At 58.3% G+C, this 19,086-nt stretch carries 13 protein-coding genes; 2 read left to right on the top strand and 11 right to left on the bottom strand.

Features of this window, described 5'->3' with window-relative positions; all coding sequences use genetic code 11:
* Positions 1–93 precede the first annotated feature (93 nt).
* Positions 94–1,431, bottom strand: coding sequence for a chloride channel protein (locus FDG13_RS07505; RefSeq protein ID WP_180126334.1), 1,338 nt, complete (start codon positions 1,429–1,431; stop codon positions 94–96).
* A gap of 154 nt (positions 1,432–1,585) precedes the next feature.
* Here FDG13_RS07505 and FDG13_RS07500 point away from each other — a divergent pair, with 154 nt between their 5' ends.
* Both FDG13_RS07500 and FDG13_RS07495 read left to right on the top strand, forming a co-directional pair.
* Positions 1,586–2,338 (top strand): 4-hydroxy-tetrahydrodipicolinate reductase, encoded by a 753-nt coding sequence (locus FDG13_RS07500; protein WP_180126332.1) that lies wholly within the window; start codon positions 1,586–1,588, stop codon positions 2,336–2,338.
* An 86-nt stretch (positions 2,339–2,424) separates the two neighbouring features.
* On the top strand, positions 2,425–2,913 hold the full coding sequence (locus tag FDG13_RS07495) for a MarR family winged helix-turn-helix transcriptional regulator (RefSeq protein ID WP_180126330.1): 489 nt from the start codon (positions 2,425–2,427) through the stop codon (positions 2,911–2,913).
* Between the two features lie 54 nt (positions 2,914–2,967).
* Here FDG13_RS07495 and FDG13_RS07490 read toward each other — a convergent pair whose 3' ends face one another.
* The 10 genes from FDG13_RS07490 to FDG13_RS07445 form a co-directional block, all read right to left on the bottom strand.
* Entirely contained in the window at positions 2,968–4,941 is a 1,974-nt protein-coding gene (locus tag FDG13_RS07490; protein ID WP_180126328.1) for an ATP-binding cassette domain-containing protein, read from the bottom strand.
* Positions 4,942–5,020: 79 nt separating this feature from the next.
* The gene (locus FDG13_RS07485; protein WP_180126326.1) at positions 5,021–6,055 is read right to left on the bottom strand and encodes a nucleotidyltransferase family protein; all 1,035 of its coding nucleotides are present in this window, start codon (positions 6,053–6,055) and stop codon (positions 5,021–5,023) included.
* Complete coding sequence (locus tag FDG13_RS07480; protein ID WP_180126324.1) at positions 6,037–6,960, bottom strand: HprK-related kinase A; 924 nt, start codon at positions 6,958–6,960, stop codon at positions 6,037–6,039. The genes FDG13_RS07485 and FDG13_RS07480 overlap by 19 nt, the downstream gene beginning before the upstream one ends.
* A 268-nt stretch (positions 6,961–7,228) precedes the next feature.
* Positions 7,229–7,930, bottom strand: a complete 702-nt coding sequence (locus FDG13_RS07475) for a hypothetical protein (RefSeq protein ID WP_180126322.1) — start codon at positions 7,928–7,930, stop codon at positions 7,229–7,231.
* Positions 7,931–8,073: 143 nt separating this feature from the next.
* Positions 8,074–10,848, bottom strand: a complete 2,775-nt coding sequence (prsT, locus tag FDG13_RS07470) for an XrtA/PEP-CTERM system TPR-repeat protein PrsT (RefSeq protein WP_180126320.1) — start codon at positions 10,846–10,848, stop codon at positions 8,074–8,076.
* 37 nt (positions 10,849–10,885) lie between these two features.
* Positions 10,886–12,244, bottom strand: coding sequence for a PEP-CTERM-box response regulator transcription factor (gene prsR, locus FDG13_RS07465; RefSeq protein WP_180126318.1), 1,359 nt, complete (start codon positions 12,242–12,244; stop codon positions 10,886–10,888).
* Entirely contained in the window at positions 12,241–14,349 is a 2,109-nt protein-coding gene (gene prsK, locus FDG13_RS07460) for an XrtA/PEP-CTERM system histidine kinase PrsK (protein WP_180126316.1), read from the bottom strand. Before prsK ends, prsR begins: the two co-directional genes overlap by 4 nt.
* Positions 14,350–14,362: 13 nt before the next feature.
* On the bottom strand, positions 14,363–15,733 hold the full coding sequence (locus tag FDG13_RS07455) for a TIGR03013 family XrtA/PEP-CTERM system glycosyltransferase (RefSeq protein ID WP_180126314.1): 1,371 nt from the start codon (positions 15,731–15,733) through the stop codon (positions 14,363–14,365).
* 72 nt (positions 15,734–15,805) lie between these two features.
* Positions 15,806–17,128 (bottom strand): UDP-glucose/GDP-mannose dehydrogenase family protein, encoded by a 1,323-nt coding sequence (locus FDG13_RS07450; RefSeq protein ID WP_180126311.1) that lies wholly within the window; start codon positions 17,126–17,128, stop codon positions 15,806–15,808.
* A gap of 54 nt (positions 17,129–17,182) precedes the next feature.
* The gene (locus FDG13_RS07445) at positions 17,183–19,072 is read right to left on the bottom strand and encodes a hypothetical protein (protein WP_180126309.1); all 1,890 of its coding nucleotides are present in this window, start codon (positions 19,070–19,072) and stop codon (positions 17,183–17,185) included.
* Between the last annotated feature and the right edge of the window lie 14 nt (positions 19,073–19,086).

Here is a 19,086-nt window from a genome sequence, read left to right as displayed (position 1 = left end):
GCAGGTAATTCCGGTGGCAGTCAGCGGAAGTACAGACGAGTTTGGAGCCCTGCGGGGCTCCTTTTTTTGGGCCAGTTGCTGTGGGGCTTCGGCTCAGGTCGGTGGTTCGTTCTTGGGCAGGCGTTGCAGCTGCAGCTGGGCCATGGCCTGGTACAGCGGTGCTGACAGCAGGCGCGACACACCACTGGCCACCAGCGCGGTGGCCATCAGGCTCAGCACCAGGGCATGGCCGTCCACCATCTCCATGACGATGATGAAGGCGGTGAGCGGCGCCTGGGTGACCGCCGCCAGAAAACCCGCCATGCCCAGCGCGATCAAGGTGGGCGCGTTGGCATAGTGGGTGAGTTGGGCCACGTCGTTGCCCAGAGAGCCGCCAATCGACAAGGCCGGTGCAAAGATGCCGCCAGGAACACCCGACCAGGCGGTGATCCAGGTGGCCAGGAATTTCAGCAAGGTGTAGAGCGGCGTGACTTCACCGCTGCCTTCGAGCAGGGCGCGGCTGTGGTGGTAGCCGGTGCCAAAGGTGCTGTCATGGCTGACCAGACCGATCACCGCCACCACCAGACCGCAGGCTGCGGCAAAAGCCACCGGTGAACGTTGCCGCCAGCGGCTGAACCAGTCGGCCGAGCTGCCACGCACCGACAGCAACAGCACCCGGGCAAACAGCCCACCGGCCAGACCGCAGGCCAGTGCCACCAGCAGGCCTGGCCAGATCAGCGCCAGGCTCAGTTGGTCCACCCGGATCACCCCAAAGTAGGTGGCGTTGCCATAAATGGAGACGGCCATCAAGCCGCTGAGCACAATGGCGGCCAGCAGCAAGCCGGTGTTGCGCTGCTCTGGGCGGCGCGACAACTCCTCAATGGCAAACATGATGCCGCCCAGCGGTGTGTTGAAGGCCGCCGCAATGCCCGCAGCGCCACCGGCCATCAGCAGGCCGTTGTGCGACACCGGGGCATTGGCAGGCAGGTAACGCCGGGCGTGGTGCATGACACCTGCGGCAATCTGCACGCTGGGGCCTTCGCGCCCGAGCGACAAACCCCCCAGCAGGCCGCAGCTGGTCAGGGCCATTTTGCTCAGGGTCAGTTTCAGCGACACAAACAGATGGCGCTGCTCGGGTGCCACAGAGCCGTCCATCGCAGCCATGACTTGCGGTATGCCCGAGCCCGACGCACCCATGGCGTACCGGCGCATCACCCAGACGATGGCGGCGGTGCACAGCGGCGTCCACAACAACGGGGCCCAGGCCACCACACTGTGTAACTGCTCAAACAGCCCAAAGGCGCGTTCGGTCAGCCAGGTCAGCGCCACCACGGTCAGGCCAGCCAATGCGGCAAAACCAATCACCACCGCCCGTGAGGCCCAGAGTTGCCAGTTGGACAGGTCGCTGCGCAAAGCGTCCAGCAGAGTGGAACTGCGTTCGTCCAGGTTCATGGGTAGGGGGTATTTGAGCCGCAGTGGGCGCAGCGCGGCATATCATCACAGTGCATGGGGGGATGATACATTGATGCAAATGTAGTTTGTTATATTGGGTCTCGGCGCGTGAATGCTGGCGCCACAAGACATAACAATACAGGAGGTCAACAGCATGAAAGTTGGTTTGGTGGGTTACGGCAAGGCGGGGCAGGCGGTGGCGCAGGTGCTGCACAAGGCCCCAGGCTTCGAGTTGGCCTGGGTGGTGCGCAGGTCGCCCAGCGCCGCCGAGCAGACGGTGCCCGAGACCAACATCCCGCTGGTGGGGCTGGGTGCGTCGGACTGGGCAGCTTGGCTCGATACCCACCCGGTGGATGCGCTGGTGGATTTCTCACAGGCCGAGAGCCTGCATGCCTATGGCGAGGCGCTACGCCAGCGCCAGATCATGCTGGTCAGTGCGATTTCGGCCTACAGCCCGGCGGATCTGGACTATGCGCGTGATCTGGGGCGCGACACGCGGGTGATGTGCTCCCCCAACATCACCTTAGGCATCAACTTCCTGATTCTGGCGGCCAAGCTGCTGCGCCGGATTGCACCGTTTGCCGATGTCGAGATCCTGGAGCAGCACTTTCGCGAGAAGCCCGAAGTCTCTGGCACAGCGCGCAAGATCGCACAAAGCCTGCAGGTGGAGGATGAGCGGATCACCTCGCTGCGCCTGGGTGGCATCATCGGCCACCACGAGGTGATTTTTGGTTTTCCACACCAGACCGTGCGCCTGATCCACAACTCGATTGAGCGGCGTGCCTTTGGCACTGGTGCGGTGTTTGCGCTGACCCAGCTGGCCGAGTGCCAGAATGGTTTTTACAGCTTTGACGACCTGATGATGCGTCTGGTGCGCCAGGAACTGCTGGAGACGGCGCCAGCCTGAGCCAGGCTGCTTTTCTGCTTCTGCCCCATGCTGGGCCGCAGTGGTGGCCACTATCATGGCGCCTGTTTAACCATTTGCCGCTGTTTATGTCACCCTCGGAAGCCTCTCGCGCCAAGTCTGCGCAATCGACCCAGGTGTTGCGCCGTTTCCGCGTTGTGTTCAACGCGGTGCGCACCCATTTCAAACAAGTCGAAAAACAGGTGGGCCTGGGTGGCGCCCAGGTCTGGGCCTTGAGTGTGATCCGCGACCAGCCTGGTGTTGGCCTGGGTGAGTTGGCCCGCAGCATGGATGTGCACCAGTCCACTGCTAGCAATCTGGTCAAAGGCTTGTTGACCAAGGGCCTGATCCGCGCCGACAAAGGTCAGGTCGACAAACGCCAGGTGCAGCTGTTTATCTTGCCCCCAGCGCAGGCCTTGCTGGCCAAGTCACCGGGTCCATTTGAGGGGGTGCTGCCCGATGCCTTGGCCCAGCTGCCTGAACACACCTTGCAACAGTTGGACCATGACCTGGCCGAGCTGATCGCCCTGCTGCGAGTGGACGAGTCGGCCGGTGGCATTCCCTTGGCTGACCTCTGATCTGAGGGCTTGCCGCCGCCAGCTTTCGCGCGCAGGCCTTGCGCGACGTTCAGGTCAAGCCGCGGGGTTGCCCAGAATTTCCCAGCGCTCCAGCGCGGCCAGCAGCTCTTCATCAATCTGGGCGCTACGCGCAGCGAGTTTCAGGGCGCGGGCGTTGTCCACTGCGTACAGGCTGCCGTCGGCCAGCAGAGCGGCGGCCTCGGCTTGTTCCGCTTCCAGGCTGGCAATCAGATCAGGCAGGCCATCGAGTTCGCGCTGTTCCTTGAAGCTAAGCTTGCGTGCCTTCGCTGTGGTGGCTGCGTTTGCAGGCGCTGGGGCAGGTGTCTCAGGCGGCTTGGTCTGCTGCGTTTTTGAGAGCTGTTCGCGCTCATAATGAAAGGGCTTAGGGGCTTTTTGGCCTTTGCTCTTGGCAATCTCGGCAGCGCGTTTGCTCTGCACCAGCCAGTCGGTCACGCCGCCCTCATACTCGCGCCACTTGGCGTCGCCTTCATACGCGATGGTGCTGGTGACCACGTTGTCGAGGAAGGTGCGGTCATGGCTGACCAGAAACACCGTGCCGTCGTAGTTTTGCAGCAGGTCTTCCAGCAATTCGAGGGTGTCGATGTCCAGATCGTTGGTCGGCTCGTCCAGCACCAGCACATTGGCCGGGCGGGCAAACAGGCGCGCCAGCAACAGGCGGTTGCGTTCACCACCACTCAAGGAACGCACGGGTGAGTTGGCACGGGCCGGCGAGAACAGAAAGTCGCCCAGGTAACTTTTGACGTGTTTTTTCTGGTTGCCAATCTCAATCCACTCGCTCCCCGGGCTGATGAAGTCCTCCAGCGTGGCGTCCAGGTCCAGCGCGTTGCGCATCTGGTCGAAATACGCCACCGAGATGTTGGCGCCCTGGCGCACCGTGCCCCAGGGGCTGTGGCCGGGTTCGGGCGCGGGGGAGTTGGCGGGTGCCGGGTCGGCCTTGAGTTCACCCAGAATCAGCTTGAGCAAGGTGGTTTTGCCCGCGCCATTGGGGCCTAGCAGACCGATCTTGTCACCCCGCAGGATGGTGGCGGAGAAGTCGTCAACGATTTTTCGGTCACCAAAACTCTTGGAGACATGGGTCAACTCGGCCACCAGTTTGCCGCTGGCTCCACCGGTGACCACGTCCATGTTGACGCTGCCCACGGCGTCGCGGCGTGCCTGGTGTTTGGCACGCAATTCCCCCAGGCGCACGATGCGGGCCTGGGCCCGGGTACGGCGTGCTTCGACACCCTTGCGGATCCAGATTTCTTCCTGGGCCAGCAGTTTGTCGGCGCGTGCGTTGATCACCGCCTCTTGCGCCAGCTGCTCCTCTTTTTGGACCAGGTAAGCCGCGAAATTGCCAGGGTAGGACAACAATTTGCCCCGGTCCAATTCAACGATGCGCGTCGCCACGTTGTCTAGGAACGAGCGGTCATGGGTGATACAGATGATGCTGCCCTTGAACTCACACAGCAGGCCTTCCAGCCATTCGATGCTGTCCAGGTCCAGGTGGTTGGTTGGTTCGTCCAGCAGCAGCACGTCGGGGGCGGCCACCAGCGCTTGTGCCAGGGCGACACGTTTTTTGTTACCGCCTGAGAGGGTGCGCACAATCGCGTCAGGCGCCAGATGCAGGCGGTGCAGGGTTTCACCCACACGTTGCTCCCAGTTCCAGCCATCGAGCGACTCGATCTCGCTTTGCATCGCGTCGAGGTCGCCATGTCCCTCGGAATATTCTTCAATCAGGGCTCTGACCCTTGCCAGACCTTCGCTGACAGCTTCAAAAATAGTAGCGTCTGCGTCGAGCTGCGGCTCCTGTGCCACATAGGCGATGCGGATGTTGTTTTGTACCTGCGTCGTGCCGTCATCGGGCTTGTCCAGACCACCCAGGATCTTGAGCATGCTGGACTTGCCAGCGCCGTTGCGGCCAATCAGCCCAACGCGCTCCTGCGTTTCAAGGGAAAAATCAGCGTGGTCGAGCAGGGCCACGTGCCCGAATGCCAGCTGGGCGTCTAGAAGTGTGATGAGTGCCATAGGGGCGGGATTATCCGCTGGCGGGCTGTTGGACGAGTCAGCCGCTCTTTGTCGAGCCAGCTGTCAGTTGGCAAGACGCCTAGACTTCCTTGTCAGGAAACCAGGTTACCCAAGTTTTTCGGGTCAGATGCGGCACAAGCAGGCGCAAGGGCATCTTCATCCAATGGGAATGGGCAAGCACCGCCCAACCGGCCAGTTCACCTGACAGATGGCCTTTGTCCAGAGTGCTCAAAGCCGCTATTTCTACCTGCTTTTGCAACCAGCCCTTCGGGAGCTGCGCTGTTGTGTTGTCAACGAACAGGCTCTGCGCGGCAGCGACCGCTGTTTTTGTTGGTGCGCCCACGCCCAGTTCATCGGCCCGCAAGAGCAGTGGCGTCAGGCCCTGGTCTGCGCCAAAGTGCTGCTGTAGCAACAGGTGCAAGTCATACAAGTCACGGATTAACTTCTTCGGTTCACCTTCCTGCAGCAAATGCAAAGCGCAGTGAATGACCCGGTCGGTAGGTGACAACACGTGGATGCCGGGCAACACTTCCACCAGGTGCGCAAACAGCTTTTCCGGAGGGATGTAGTAGCGTGACACCGGCGGGTTGATGGCATGGTGCAGGTCACACACGGTGTGGCGGCGCACATGTTCCATCGGCGGCACCTCGTGCATCCAGTTGCGGTAATACGCCAAGTCGTAGTCATTCACACGGCTGGGTTTCCAGCCAACGCTGATCAAAGAGGATTCCACGGCGTCCAGATGAGCGCGGGGCACCATCAGATCCACGTCCGAGAACAGCCGACCACCGGCATTGACGTCACCCGCCACCATGTAGGCGCAGCCTTTGAGCACCACCAGGGGAACACTCGGGTCAATCGCTCGGCGCATGCCTTTGAGTTCCCACAGGGCCGCCTCCGCACGCCGTTGGGCAGTCAGTTCATCGAGTGCCAGATGCCGTTGAACGGCAGGCAAAACCAGCTCAAACACACCCGCACGACGCAGCGCTGCCGCCAGTTGGCCAAGTAATTGATTTTTGCGCCCTGCCTCGACGATCCCATTCCACTGCGCATCGGTCACCTCTGAGACGCTTTGGGGTGTTTTCAGCAGGTGTGTCAGGCGCTGGGTCGGCATGTAGTGTTCACCCAGTTCACGATGGAGACCAGATCACCATATTCCACGGCGTAGCACTTGGCGTTGGCGATGGCGCGCGCCAGCGAGGCAAAACCTTCGGCGCCCAGCAGCCCGACGTTGAAGGTGTTTTCCATCAGTTCGGTCAAGGCCTCGGCACGGGTCAAAGGCTCAAAGTCCAGCTGCGCACCCGGTACAAACTTCGGAAAGACCACATACCCCACGGGCACCGCCATATGGCTGGCCTGCACGGCGCTTCGCGGTGGTCGGGCATACGCAATCGCACCTTTGTGGGTGGCCACCACCGGCGGCGTCAGCTCTGCAGACGGCACAAAGGCTTTGATGATGTCGATGGATTGATTTTTCAAGCTGATGGGGCGAGGCACCGGCTGCACCTTGCCATCAACCTGCGAGATGATTGTGAGTTCATCCGAAAGCAGCCGCCAATCGGTCAACGCCAGCGCGGCGCACAAGGTGCTTTTGCCTGATCCTGGTGACCCAGGCAACACCAGTGCCAAGCCATCACGCTCCACCACCGCCGAGTGAATGACGGTGTGGGCGCCGCTGGCGGTCGCCACACACCAGTTCAAGCCCCATTCAAACAAAGGGTGGGCATGAGCGAGGGGTAGAGCGGGAAACGGGCTGCTGCCCTCCCAGTCAAATTTAACTTGCCAAGGTTTCCAGGGGGCGGACCGGAATTTCTTCAGGTTGATGCGGAAGTCGTAGAAGCCGACGGGAGAGGTGTCCGCGAGATAGTCTGTATACAACAGGTGAAGGGGACTTGAAAGCAGCCCCGCATTGCATTGCACCAGACCGTGGAATGAAGCAACAACCAAACCCAAGCCCTCGCCTTGAAGGGCCTGTTCGATTTGGGTTTCTGTAAGCTCGCTGAGACGACGGGAAGTCATGGCTCCATTGTCATAGCAATGAAGCCAGCCAAACACTGCTCACAGGCCGGTCACACATGATCGCAACAAGACATCTTTCAAATCGGATGACCTGTCGGTTGGATTTTCTTTGAACTGCTTCCAATCATCAGCGGCACACAAGAAAACTTCCCCGGAGCAAGGGATGAAAAGAACAACGCTGGGTTCGTCCGCAAATTGCGCAACGGCAATGTCCTCTAACGGGTTGGATAGTGCCGCTTGCATCCTTTGTTAGAGCCTGGAAAAAAGTTTAAATCCAGGTTTGGTTCAAAAACTCTTTGATTTGACCGACTGTTAACTGTTTACCACCGGGCACAAGGCGTCTGTTTTCATAGAGATATTTCAACTCAGCTTCAGTGACCGCATAGCTCCCCGCCATGGCCTTGCAATTCAAATAAGCGGCACAAAAATGCCATTCGATATTTCCTGCGGCACTCTCGTCAATCAAAATCCGGCTGAAACTGCGGGTATCGGCGCTGGTTGTAAACACAGACTTAAATTTCACACCCCTAGCGAAACCGGAGTCGTTTGACGCCACCCCCTTGAAGGATGTGTAATGGTAATCGCCCCATGATTTGAGTTGGTAAGTTCCGTACACCAATGTCTGGAGCTTGTCACACGGTGCAACCGGCCATTTGTAGTCAGGCTGAAAAGTTTGCGCACTACTGCCGCAGTTCGGTTTCCAATACCCGGGTGATCTGCCACAAGCGTGACCAGTGATGGTGTGAGATGTGCCAACACAAGCACCATCGGGAGCCATTGACGCCCAAGCCATAGGCGACAGACCTTTAACGGTGCCACAACTCGTTCCCGCCATGGCGGATCGCCCACTCAAAGTCAGCACCACAGGTCCAGCAGCCAAGCCAGCACGCAACAACCGCCGACGCGCAATACCAGTCGCTTGAGTTGTCTCAACGGTTTGTGGCAAAGATTCAGTTTGTGTTTCGTTCATAAGCTCACCTCGTATTTGCTAGATCAAGCAAATTGTGCGCCAACAGGCTTATGTTGTTGAAATTGCAGGTGTTTTTGATACAAAGCCCATCAACGTCCAGTCAGATGTAAACAATACCGACAGTAAAACAACTGTGTCGAAGTTTAGAAAGACTTCAGCAACTCGGCCACTTCCTTCTGCCCAGTAAATTTGTCTCCTAACTTGGCCAATTGATCCAGTTGCACCTTTGCCAGATCTCTCCTGCCACCTTTGATGTGAATCTTGGCCAGACTCAGTTTGAACACCGGGTTATCAGGTTGCAGTGTGACCACCTTGGTTTGCACTTCTAACGCTTTGGCGTAGTCGCCTTTGTCAGACAGCAACACGGCCAGGGTGTCCATGAATGCCGGCTGGTTGGGTACCAGGGTGTTGGCTTTTTCCGCCAAAGCTATGGCGTTGTCCTTGTGCAAGCGTGCAGTCACCCAGGCCAGGTTATTAAAAGCCATACCGTTGTTGGGCTGCAGTTGAGTCACACGGGTGTAGTATCTTTCAGCGCTGGTGTAGTCTTGGCGGGCGATGGCACCATCACCCAGATAGAGCAGGAAAATAGCATCTTTGGGCTGCTCCCTTTGCCAGGTGATGGCAAATCGCTCCGCCTCTGCTGCCTTGCCTGCCACCAGCAGTACCGAGTGCAGTTTGACGGCCAATTCGGCCGAGCTGGTTTGTTTCAGGCCCGTCTGGTAGGCTGAGGCCGCCGCCTCCCAGTTCTTTTGGGATGCGTTGATATCACCTTCCAAAACATACCCCACCGCATCCTTGGGGCCTTGTTTTTGCATGGTCTTGGAAGTAGCCAATGCGCCAGAGATGTTATTGCCATCCATGTCCAACAAGATGGTGCCACGTTGTGCCTGCTGCAGATCAGGTTTGATCTCTAACGCTTTACGCAGAGCGACTGCGGCGGAAGCTTTGTCTTTGTTGGCCATATGAACATCAGCCAAGCGCAGGTAAGGCTGCGGCGACAGTGGTTGCATGCCAGCCAGTTTGTTGAAACTGGCAATCGCCTGGTTGAATTCACTTGCCGCAAGTTGGGTGCGGCCCAAAGCGTCCAATAACTCTGGGCTGTTGGGCAAAGTCGCAACCGCGTCCTGCGCAGCTGAGGTCGCCAGTTTCACATCCTTATTGCGCAGATGGAAGTCAATCAGCAGCAGGCGTGGTGCAGCCTCCGTGGGATTGGCTGAAACGGCGTTGGCGATCAGTTTGCCGACCTCGTTCTTGCCAGCGCCGGTTCTGCCAGCCAGTTCCGCTTGTGCCAGCAGCGCCTGGCCATTTTTTGGGTCTTTGGCCAGCACAGCGTCAAAGCGTGCCTTGGCGTCTTGCGGTTTCTTGTCTACCAAGTCCAGGCCCGCCAGACTGGCGACGGCTGGAAAGAACAGCGGATCAATCTGCAGGGCACGTTCAAAACTCTTGCGTGCGCCAGGTACGTCACGCTTGGCCAGCAACACCCGTCCGCGCAGGTTGGCTGCCAGTGGCTTGTCTGCCTGTTTTTTTTCAAGAGCGTCGATGGCCTTCAGTGCCTTGTCCAGCTCCTGGCGGCGCAGGTGGGCACTGATCAGGGCCAGGTCAGCGGTAGTTCCGGTATCTGAGGCGGCAATGTTGTTCAGTTCACCAAAGGCGTTATCTACCTGCCCACTGATCAAGTGGGTTAAAGCCAACGAAGTTCGGTTCCTGGCATTTTGGGGGTCTTGCTGGGTGGCTTTGGTGAAGTATTCCTCGGCTTTTTTCACGTCATTGTTCTGCAGGTACACCTCGCCCGCCACCGCATACAGGCCGGGGTCCACGTTGTCACCGGCCAAGCCTGGTTTCAGTGTCTCCAACGCTTTTGTGGCTTGGCCGGATCGCAGGTAAGTCATCACCAGCAAGCGGCGCGCCAAAGGCAGATTGGGTGTAGCTTGCAGCGCTTTGTTCAGATAGACCTCTGCTTGCACCGGAGAATTGAGCTGAAGCTCAATGGCGCCAGCCAGTTGCATTCCCTGCACACTGTTGGGCGCAGTTCTGAGAACTTGCTGTACCAACTCGCGGGCGGCGGGCAGGTTTTTTTGCTGGTAAGCCAGGTTGGCCTCCAGGAATTTGGTTTGTGGGATGTTGGGCGCGATTTTTCTCAGCTGCTCGATCTGACTGGCTGCCTCCGGTAGATCACCTTGTTGTAACAATAAGGTGACTGCAGCAGCCTGGCCCGTCAGAAAATCGGGTTTGATCTCGACCGATTTGCGGTAGGCGGCCAGTGCCTCGGTTGGTTGGTTTTTGGCGTAACGCAGCAGGTCACCTTTGAGCTTCCAGGCTTCAAAACTTTGCGGGTTTTTGGAAATGACTTCATTGGCAATGGCTAGCGCGCCATCAAAGTCGCGTTGGCCACCTTTTTGGCGTGCTTGAATCAGCTTGGCAGGTGCGTAGTCAGGTGAAGCCACCAGGGCAGCATCCAGGGATGCTTGTGCTGACTCGGCCTGCCCCTGGGCTGCGTAGGCGCTACTCAGGCTGGTCTGCAATGCCGCTTGCGCGGTCTTGTCTGTCAAGATCGTTTTACCAAATTCATAGGTCAACTTTTTAGCTTGACCTTGTGCCAGCAGCGCAGTAGCCAGCAAGGGGAGGGTTTGGTCTTGAGGAAAATTCAGCGCCAAGGCCTTGCGCAACTCGGTTTCCGCGCCTGCTACGTCGCCACTTTCTAACAAAGTCTTGCCAAGCAAAAAGCGCGCCTCTGGCATGTCCGGGCTTTTTTGCAGTGCGTTTTTGATCTGGATGACGGCGGCTTTGCTGTCATTCTTGGCCAGATAGTCTTTGGCGGAGCTGATCATGGCTTCGGGCTTGTCGCCACAAGCCACCAACAGCAGAGACACCATCAGCACTGAGAGTGCGGCACGTGTAGGATTTTTTGTGATTCTCATGACAGACCCCTGGATGGACATGATTGGAACGAAGAACTTATTTCAAACCGAGCCGGTGCATCAAATCGTACAGCGTGGGTCGGCTTACACCTAACAACTCGGCGGCTTTGAGCACATTGCCGTTGACACGGCCCAGCGCCGCCAAAATGGCGGTTTTTTCGGCGTTGTCGCGGATGACGCGCAAATCCAGCGAGGTATCCAGCGCGTCACTGGCCGCTTGCAGGCCAACATCTTCGCGGGTGATCTGGTTGCCATCGGCCATGATGACTGCGCGTTTGATGCAGTTTTCCAGTTCACGGATGTTGCCGGGCCAGGGGTGTTGCTCGATGGCCTTGACTGCATCTTCACTGAGTGTCAGCGAAGCCCGGTTTTGCTCTTGCGCAAATCGGCGGGCAAAGGCATGCGCCAGCAGCGCCGAGTCACCCACGCGGTCTCTCAGTGGCGGGATGTTGACCACAATTTCTGCCAACCGGTAATACAAATCCTCGCGGAAGCGGTTTTCCTTGGCAAGAGCCATCAAGTCCTGATGGGTGGCGCAGACGATGCGCACATCCACTGCAATCTCTTGTCGGCCACCGACACGTTCAATCGTTCTTTCTTGCAAAAAACGTAGCAACTTAGCCTGTAACTGAAAGGGCAAATCGCCAATTTCATCTAGCATCAAGGTGCCGCCATTGGCGGTTTCGATTTTGCCCAGGGTGGTTTTGGCAGCCCCGGTGAAAGCCCCCTTTTCATAACCAAAGAGCTCACTCTCCAGCAGATTCTCGGGAATGGCGGCGCAGTTGATGGCCACGAATTTCTCTCCCCGCCGCGGCGACGCCTGATGTAATCCGCGCGCCAACACTTCTTTGCCGGTGCCACTTTCACCGAGCAGCATGACAGTGGCGTTGCTGGCGGCGACCTTTTCAATGGTGCGGCAGATGCGCATCATTTGTGGGTCGCGGGTGGTTAGGCCCGCCAGCGCGTCCGGCTGATGCAGAGCGCGCAGTCGCCTGTTTTCAGCCTGTAATTCAAACAAGCGAAAGGCCCGCTCGACGGTCAGGTTCAGCAGTTCGGGCTCGAACGGTTTAGCAAAAAAGTCGTACGCCCCCATGGCCACGGCGCGCAAAGCGTTGGCCTGGTCGTTCTGACCTGTCAGCACAATGACCTTGATGTCCGGGTCAAACGCCATGATCTGTTCGAGCAGCCTGAAACCCTCGGAGACAGCATCGGCATCAGGTGGCAGGCCCAGGTCCATGGTTACTACCGCAGGTAGGCTCTTGCGCAACTGCAGCAAGGCGGTTTCGCGGTCACTTGCGGTGACGGTTTCAAAACGGTCCAAGGACCACTTGATCTGTTTTTGCAGCGCCAGATCATCTTCAACAATCATTAACGGGCGAGATTTTTCGGAGGTCATGCGCTTTCCAGGGAATGTAGGTCGGAATTTTTCTGGGTCTCAAACAGTGGCAACAGCAGGGTCACGGTGGTGCCTTGATTGACTTCGCTCTGGACATCTATCTTGCCACCCAACTCTTGAACATACTGGAAACTCTCGTAAGCACCAATGCCCATGCCACCCTGTTTGGTGGTTTGAAATGGTTTGAAAAGCCGATCACGGATGAAGTCCTGCGTCATGCCCTGGCCGGTGTCTTTCACCACAATGCTGGCCTGACCACCAGCGCGCTCCAGTGTCAGCCAGACATGGCCACTCGGGTCGGTCGCATCGAAGGCATTTTGCACCACGTGGCCGATGATGCGCTCCAGCCGTTCCTCGTGTCCGCGCGTATCAACCGGCTCCATCGCCAGCACTTCCAGAGTGCGGCCGCGTGCCGCGGCAACCGCTTGCACCCGTGTGACGATGGCACTCAGGTTGACACCAAAAGCCTTGCCCGGAGGCGTGGCACCTTCGCGCAACTGCAACATCAACTGGCGCATGCGGTCCAGCGAGTTTTCTACCGTCATCAGCATGTCCTGCTGAAACTCTGGGTTGTCACCCAGACGTTTGGCATTTTTCATCATGAGTGAGAGTTGCGTCACGATGTTTTTGAGGTCATGCACCACAAACGCCGACATCTTGTTGAAAGCGTCAAATTTGCGCACTTCCAGCAAGGCCTCGGTCGCCTGCATCTGGGCCAGATAACTGGCGGCTTGTTTGCTGGCTGTTTTTAACAGGTCGTTGACTTCCCAATTCACATCAAACAAGGTGCGTGCACTGGCCAGCACCACAAAACCGGTCAACTCTTCACCCACCATCAGTGGCACCACCAGCCAGGCCTGCGGCAACTCCTGCAACCAGACGGGAATTTTCAAACTGCCGTAACGCCTGGATGCCGAGCGGTAATCCTCCAGGTTGATGAGCCTGCCACCTTCGGCCATGTATTGACACATCGCCGTGTCCACCGGTTCCTTGTCGTCAGTGGGGGCTAGATTCCAGCGTGCGGTCTGGGTGAAGGCGGCTTCGCCTTTGACACGCAGCCACAATCCGCCGGCCGGGCTTTCCACCATCTCTGCCAGGCCTCGGACCACCTGAGAACCCAGCTCTTGCGGTGAGCTGCTGGCCGACAGGGCCCGCGTGAACTTGAGCCATTCTTCACGGTAGTCATAACGGTAACGGAAAAAGTGTTTGCCCAAAAACACCTTGAGCTTGGCGCGCATGGTGCCTGATAGCGCGAGTATCACCAGCAAAATCAGCGCAAACACCACCAAACCCAATTGCAGAGCGCGCCCCCATTCGCCGCCGAAGTAGCGCACGTAGTAGCCCACACCAGAAATAAATATCAGATAGATGCCCGCGATCAGCAGCGTGGCAGAGTGGAATGCCGCTTTGGGTGATAGCTGGATTTTGGCAATCCAGTCGTTGCGCCGGGTGCTGGAGAGCAAAAGCAAGGGCATCATCAGAGCGTGTACACCGCCACGGATGCTCAGGGCATCTTCGTCGGGGCGGTTGAACAACACCGCCTGTGAAAACAGATACAGATCAAACAGGAAGGTGCCTGCCAGTCCCAGCGACAACGGTTTGATGTTCCAGCGGGAGTCTTCGGTGGCGTTGCGAAAAACCTGTTCCAGCAGCACCAGCGCAAACACCGGCATGGCCATGGCGCTGAACAGGATCCAGCGCGTGGGCTCACCCAGGCTGTCGGCATCCAGCGCCGTCAACACCAGGGACAAGGGGCCGGAGACGGCCAGCAAAACGGCCCAGACGATCAGGCTGTTTCCGACGGGCTCCTTGTCGGCTCGGTTGGTCCGCAGCAGGAGCAATAGAAAAGCGAACCAGGCGGCGTAACGCAACTGGTCGAGAAGGATTGTCAGCAGAGGCAGTAGCGGTGCCTGCGTTTGCATCTGCAGCAACATGGACCAGCCCCACAAGGCGCTCAGCAACACGGCGGCCAGCACCGCAAGCTTGGAGGTCTCTCGCAGTGACTTCAGGTAGCCCGATTGCAGCAGGCGCAACGCAAAGACCATGTAGCACGCTCCCGCCAGCCCACCGCTCCACGCGGTCAAATCGAGGTTGCCGCTGTTCATGATGGCCAAAGGCCTATTGCGCGCCCTTGCGCATGACCACCACACCAATGGTTTCGAACATCACCACGATGTCCAGCAGCAAGGAGTGGTTCTTGACGTAATACAGGTCGTACTGCAGCTTTTCGGCCGCGTCTTCAACCGACGAGCCGTATTGGTAACGTACCTGCGCCCAGCCGGTCACGCCTGGCTTGACACTGTGGCGGATCGCGTAATAAGGGATTTCCTGCGTCAACTTGTCCACAAAGAAGGGGCGTTCCGGGCGCGGACCCACCATGCTCATGGCGCCCGTCAGCACGCTGAACAGCTGCGGCAGCTCGTCAACACGCAGCTTGCGAATCACCCGGCCAACACGTGTCACACGGTCGTCTTTGGCACTAGCCCAGCGGGGTTTTCCGTCCTTTTCTGCATCGGTGCGCATGCTGCGAAACTTCACCACATGAAAGAGGCGGCCGTTTTGTCCCACCCGCTCCTGAAAATACAAGATCGGGAAACCATCTTCGAGCACAATCAGCAAAGCGGTGATCAACATCACCGGCAACGTCAGCACAATCAGGATGCTGGCGCAAACAATGTCAAACACCCGTTTGATGAAGGCCCTGAACCAACCCGTACCAAAACCATCACCAAAAATCAACCAGCCCGCCGACAGCGACTCCAGTCGAATCTGTCCAAGTGTTCGCTCAAAGTGGGTGGCGATGTCGACCACCTTGACACCTTGCAGCTTGCAGTCCAGCAACTCACGCAAAGGCATACTGCCACCACGCCGCTCGGACAGGGCCACCACAATCTCGTCGACCTGTTGGTCCTTGACGATGTCGGTCAGGGAGTTGGTCATGGACAGCAGCCCCCAGGCAGACACCATGGCCTCTTGTTCGTTAGGGCCAGCGTAGTAACCGACCAAGTCCACAGTCGGGTCGGACTTCAGTAAGGCCGTTCCCACCAACCGGGCGCGTGAGCCGGTGCCAAACACCAGGACGCGCTGGCGCATCAGGTTGCGCGGTGTGAAATGCATCACATACACACGCAACAACAACATCAATCCAATGGCAGACAGCAGCGTCATGGCGAAAGACCTGGCGTCGAAATAAAGGGTCGCCAAGCCCAAAATCACGGGAGCCATGCACAACAAGGCCAACACCGCACGTGCACTGGTTTGTCCCAGTGAACGGTTATGCACCCTCTGGTAAAAGCCCAGACTGACGTTCAGAAGCATCATGGCGCCGGTCAGGGTCAAAAAGGTCATGACAACCTTGGAGCCTAGAAGCGTGTGTTGTGACTCATGTGCCGTGGAGGTGATCAATGCAATCAACAGCAATAGCATCACGTCCAGACCAATTTGGAACAGGGTTCGTTTGTGGAAATAGTGGTTGAATATTTTGATCATGGGTTCCTCTGCAGCGTCAACCAGGGTCGACAGTACGTCAGGCGCGCCAGATGGGGCGCCGACACCGTTTCCCTAGCGCCCAATGGCCAAATACTCAAACCCAAGGCCGCGAACTGTTTTTGGGTCATACAGATTGCGGCCATCAAAAATGATCGGTGCTTTGAGCTTGGCTTTGATGTTGTCAAAGTCGGGACTGCGAAACTCCTTCCACTCGGTGACGATCACCAGTGCATCCGCGTTGTCGAGGGCTGCATTCTGGTTGCTGGCATAACTTAAACGCGGTTCATCGGGAAAGCAGTGTCTGGCCTCGTTGCCTGCCACCGGGTCGTAGGCTGTGACGGTGGCGCCAGCAGCGATCAAGTCCTTGATCACTTCTCGGCTGGTGGCTTCACGCATGTCGTCCGTGTTGGCCTTGAAGGCCAGACCCCAAAGCGCAAAGTGTTTACCCGTCAGATCAGTGCCAAAGCGTGCCTTGATCTTGTTGCCAAGTACGTGTTTCTGCAGGTCGTTGGCCTCTTCCACCGCGTTGAGCACCTTGAGGTGGATGCTGCCATCCACGGCAGCGGTTTTGATCAATGCCTTGACGTCCTTGGGGAAACACGAACCACCGTAACCGGCGCCGGCATACAAAAAGTCGTAGCCAATGCGCGGGTCTGAGCCGATGCCCCGGCGCACATGTTCAATGTCAGCCCCGAGCTTCTCGGCCAGGTTGGCCAGCTCGTTCATGAAGCTGATGCGGGTGGCCAGCATCGCGTTGGCGGCGTATTTGGTGAGTTCGGCACTGCGGATGTCCATCAGGATCATTCGATCGTGGTTGCGCTGGAACGGCGCGTACAGGGCACGCATATTGTGGGCGGCTTGCTCGTCGTCACAACCTACGATGATCCGATCGGGCTTCATGAAGTCCTCAATGGCTGCGCCTTCTTTGAGGAACTCGGGGTTGGAGACGACACTGAAGGGGGTGTTGACACCACGTTTTTGCAGTTCGTCAGTGATGGCCGCGCGCACGGCGTCGGCTGTGCCCACGGGTACCGTGCTTTTGTCGACCACCACTTTGTAGTCGGTCATGTATTTGCCGATGTTGCGGGCGGCGGCTGTGACGTATTTCATGTCGGCAGAGCCATCTTCGTCAGGCGGGGTGCCCACGGCAATGAACTGAACTGTGCCAAAGTGCGCTGCGCGCTCGACATCGGTGGTGAAGTGCAGCCGACCCGCTGCCACATTGCGCTTGACCATGTCCTGCAGGCCGGGCTCAAAAATCGGGATGCCACCGTCTTCAAGAATTTTGATTTTGGCCGGATCCACATCCAGGCAGAGCACATCATTGCCCACGTCAGCCAAGCAAGTTCCAGACACCAGGCCAACGTAGCCGGTGCCAATCACGGTAATTTTCATGAGCAAACCCTAAACAGCTTTGATTTCAGAACATTATCACAACAAAACAGCGTTTTAATGCTGCCTGCTGCTCGCTTCCTGGGGCATCTCTGACAACTTGATTGCCAGGAAAACCAGCAGGAAAAAAAGAAATGCGACCCGTGGCACATCCATCACACTGCTGACCAATCCGACCAGCAGAACTGCCACCAGGGATGCTGCAACATAAGGTGCCAATGTGTTCAGTCTGGCGCGCCCCAGCACCAGATGCCACAGCGCGTAGCCAATAAGCAGCAAACATGCCAGCAGGCCCAGGCCGCCGCGTTCCACCAGCAGCTCCAACAACAGGTTGTCCAGATGCCAGGGTACAAAATAGGACTGTGCTGCGGGAAACCAGCGTGCCAGGCCGGCAGAAAAATCGCCGTTGACCAGCAGATTTTGTGGCCTGCGGCCGGTCAGCACGATGTTGTCCACATCGGCCTGGCTACCTGCATCCACCACTGAGATGGAAAACATTTTGAGTCGAGGGGCGAACCAGCGCTCGTATCCCAAGAGAGGGCCTTGCAGCGCCACTGTGATGGGCTGCCAGGCGAAGGGATCTACACCTTCTGCCGGTTGGATGAGCAAGAAGGCGGCCTGACACGCACGGTCGTACAAGAGGTGACGTTCACACAAAAACAGTTCTATCCGGGTTGCCTGTTTGACCCGCACAGCCAGGCGCACGCGGTAACGTTCGGGCTCGGTGAGTGCAACGCGCTGGGTCAGCTCGTAAACACCCCCCAGTTTGCCCTGAGTTTTGGGACCATAGAGAGAGACAAATTGCTGCGTGGCTTGCCCGTCCTGGGTTTCCTGCTGATGCCTGGCGTCACCAGGAAACTCCTCAAAAGGCACTTGTGCCGCATAGTTGGCAGGCAGACGCCCCAAGCCTTTGCCCAGCAGCCAGTCGGTTGGACGCCGGAGCAGGCCCAGCCCATTTTTCCAGTGCTCTACTCGGCTGGAGAGGTCCTGCCCTGCACTGGTCAGGCGCTCTGACATGAAGCTGCCGCCTTCGAGCACACCCACCACTTCCAGGACCAATGCCAGCACCAGCACCACACTGGCCTTGAGCCTCCAGCCCGGTGCGCCTATCTGTTGGCGCAGGCCCTGCCAGGCGCTTCGGCCATGGCGAGTCTGGTTTTGCAACCAAAGTAAAAAAGCCAGCAGCACCAGCGGTGCCAGCACAGCCAGATACACGCCACGTGCAAAGGTGGTCAGGCAGATGTAGGCGCCCGAAATAGCCAGTAGGGCCAGGCTGACCCACAGAGCGGGTCGACGTGTGGCATACAGGGCCCACACCACAAAAGGCGCCGTCAGAGCCAGGTAGCTGTCGATGGCGGCCCCGCCGACATGCATTTCCCAAAACAAAGCCACCGTGCGGTAGGGGTTGGAAAAGTCCAGCAAACCTGGGAAAGCGGCGCGCTCCCACAACGTGGCCAGCACCATCAGGGTCAGCCCGCTGACCACACCGGTCGCCAGGGTTGTGGTGGCCTGCCGTGTTGACTGCAACAACTCCCGCCGCAGCAGCGGCAAAAAGAGGGCGGCAAAGCCCAGGCTCTTGAAAACCCGCCAGCTGTTCAAGGCATCGCTGTAGTTGGCAAACCAGTCAAAAGACAGCCCTCCCGCATCGGCCAGACCGCGCCATAGCGACACCACACCCGAGACCAGCACCAAAAGCACCAGCCAGTGCCCTGCACTGCGGGGAGGTTTGGGGAGGCTTGCCGGTTTGTCCCACGCCAAGCGAGCGTAGCCCCCGGCCAGCACTCCCAGCAGCAGGATGTCGAACTCCTCGAACATCAGCCAGCCGGTCCAGGGTGAAAAGTTGAGCCAGGGCAGGCAGGTTGGTACCAGCCACAACCACAGCCGGGGTTGCCAGGCCACCAGGCAGCTTGCCAGGCACAGCAGCACCAGCGCCAGCATCGTTGACACCGGGTGATGACTGG

Source organism: Rhodoferax sp. BLA1, from assembly GCF_013416775.1.
In the GTDB taxonomy this organism is placed as follows: domain Bacteria; phylum Pseudomonadota; class Gammaproteobacteria; order Burkholderiales; family Burkholderiaceae_C; genus Rhodoferax.
The sequence above is the reverse complement of the archived record's forward strand: the minus strand, read 5'-3'. Positions and strand labels throughout refer to the sequence as shown.

Excerpts from the sequence above, each read along its gene's own strand:
- FDG13_RS07505 (WP_180126334.1), bottom strand. The coding sequence starts at position 1,431 with ATGAACCTGGACGAACGCAGTTCCACTCTGCTGGACGCTTTGCGCAGC.
- FDG13_RS07500 (WP_180126332.1), top strand. The coding sequence starts at position 1,586 with ATGAAAGTTGGTTTGGTGGGTTACGGCAAGGCGGGGCAGGCGGTGGCG.
- FDG13_RS07495 (WP_180126330.1), top strand. The coding sequence starts at position 2,425 with ATGTCACCCTCGGAAGCCTCTCGCGCCAAGTCTGCGCAATCGACCCAG.
- FDG13_RS07490 (WP_180126328.1), bottom strand. The coding sequence starts at position 4,941 with ATGGCACTCATCACACTTCTAGACGCCCAGCTGGCATTCGGGCACGTG.
- FDG13_RS07485 (WP_180126326.1), bottom strand. The coding sequence starts at position 6,055 with ATGCCGACCCAGCGCCTGACACACCTGCTGAAAACACCCCAAAGCGTC.
- FDG13_RS07480 (WP_180126324.1), bottom strand. The coding sequence starts at position 6,960 with ATGACTTCCCGTCGTCTCAGCGAGCTTACAGAAACCCAAATCGAACAG.
- FDG13_RS07475 (WP_180126322.1), bottom strand. The coding sequence starts at position 7,930 with ATGAACGAAACACAAACTGAATCTTTGCCACAAACCGTTGAGACAACT.
- prsT (WP_180126320.1), bottom strand. The coding sequence starts at position 10,848 with ATGAGAATCACAAAAAATCCTACACGTGCCGCACTCTCAGTGCTGATG.
- prsR (WP_180126318.1), bottom strand. The coding sequence starts at position 12,244 with ATGACCTCCGAAAAATCTCGCCCGTTAATGATTGTTGAAGATGATCTG.
- prsK (WP_180126316.1), bottom strand. The coding sequence starts at position 14,349 with ATGAACAGCGGCAACCTCGATTTGACCGCGTGGAGCGGTGGGCTGGCG.
- FDG13_RS07455 (WP_180126314.1), bottom strand. The coding sequence starts at position 15,733 with ATGATCAAAATATTCAACCACTATTTCCACAAACGAACCCTGTTCCAA.
- FDG13_RS07450 (WP_180126311.1), bottom strand. The coding sequence starts at position 17,128 with ATGAAAATTACCGTGATTGGCACCGGCTACGTTGGCCTGGTGTCTGGA.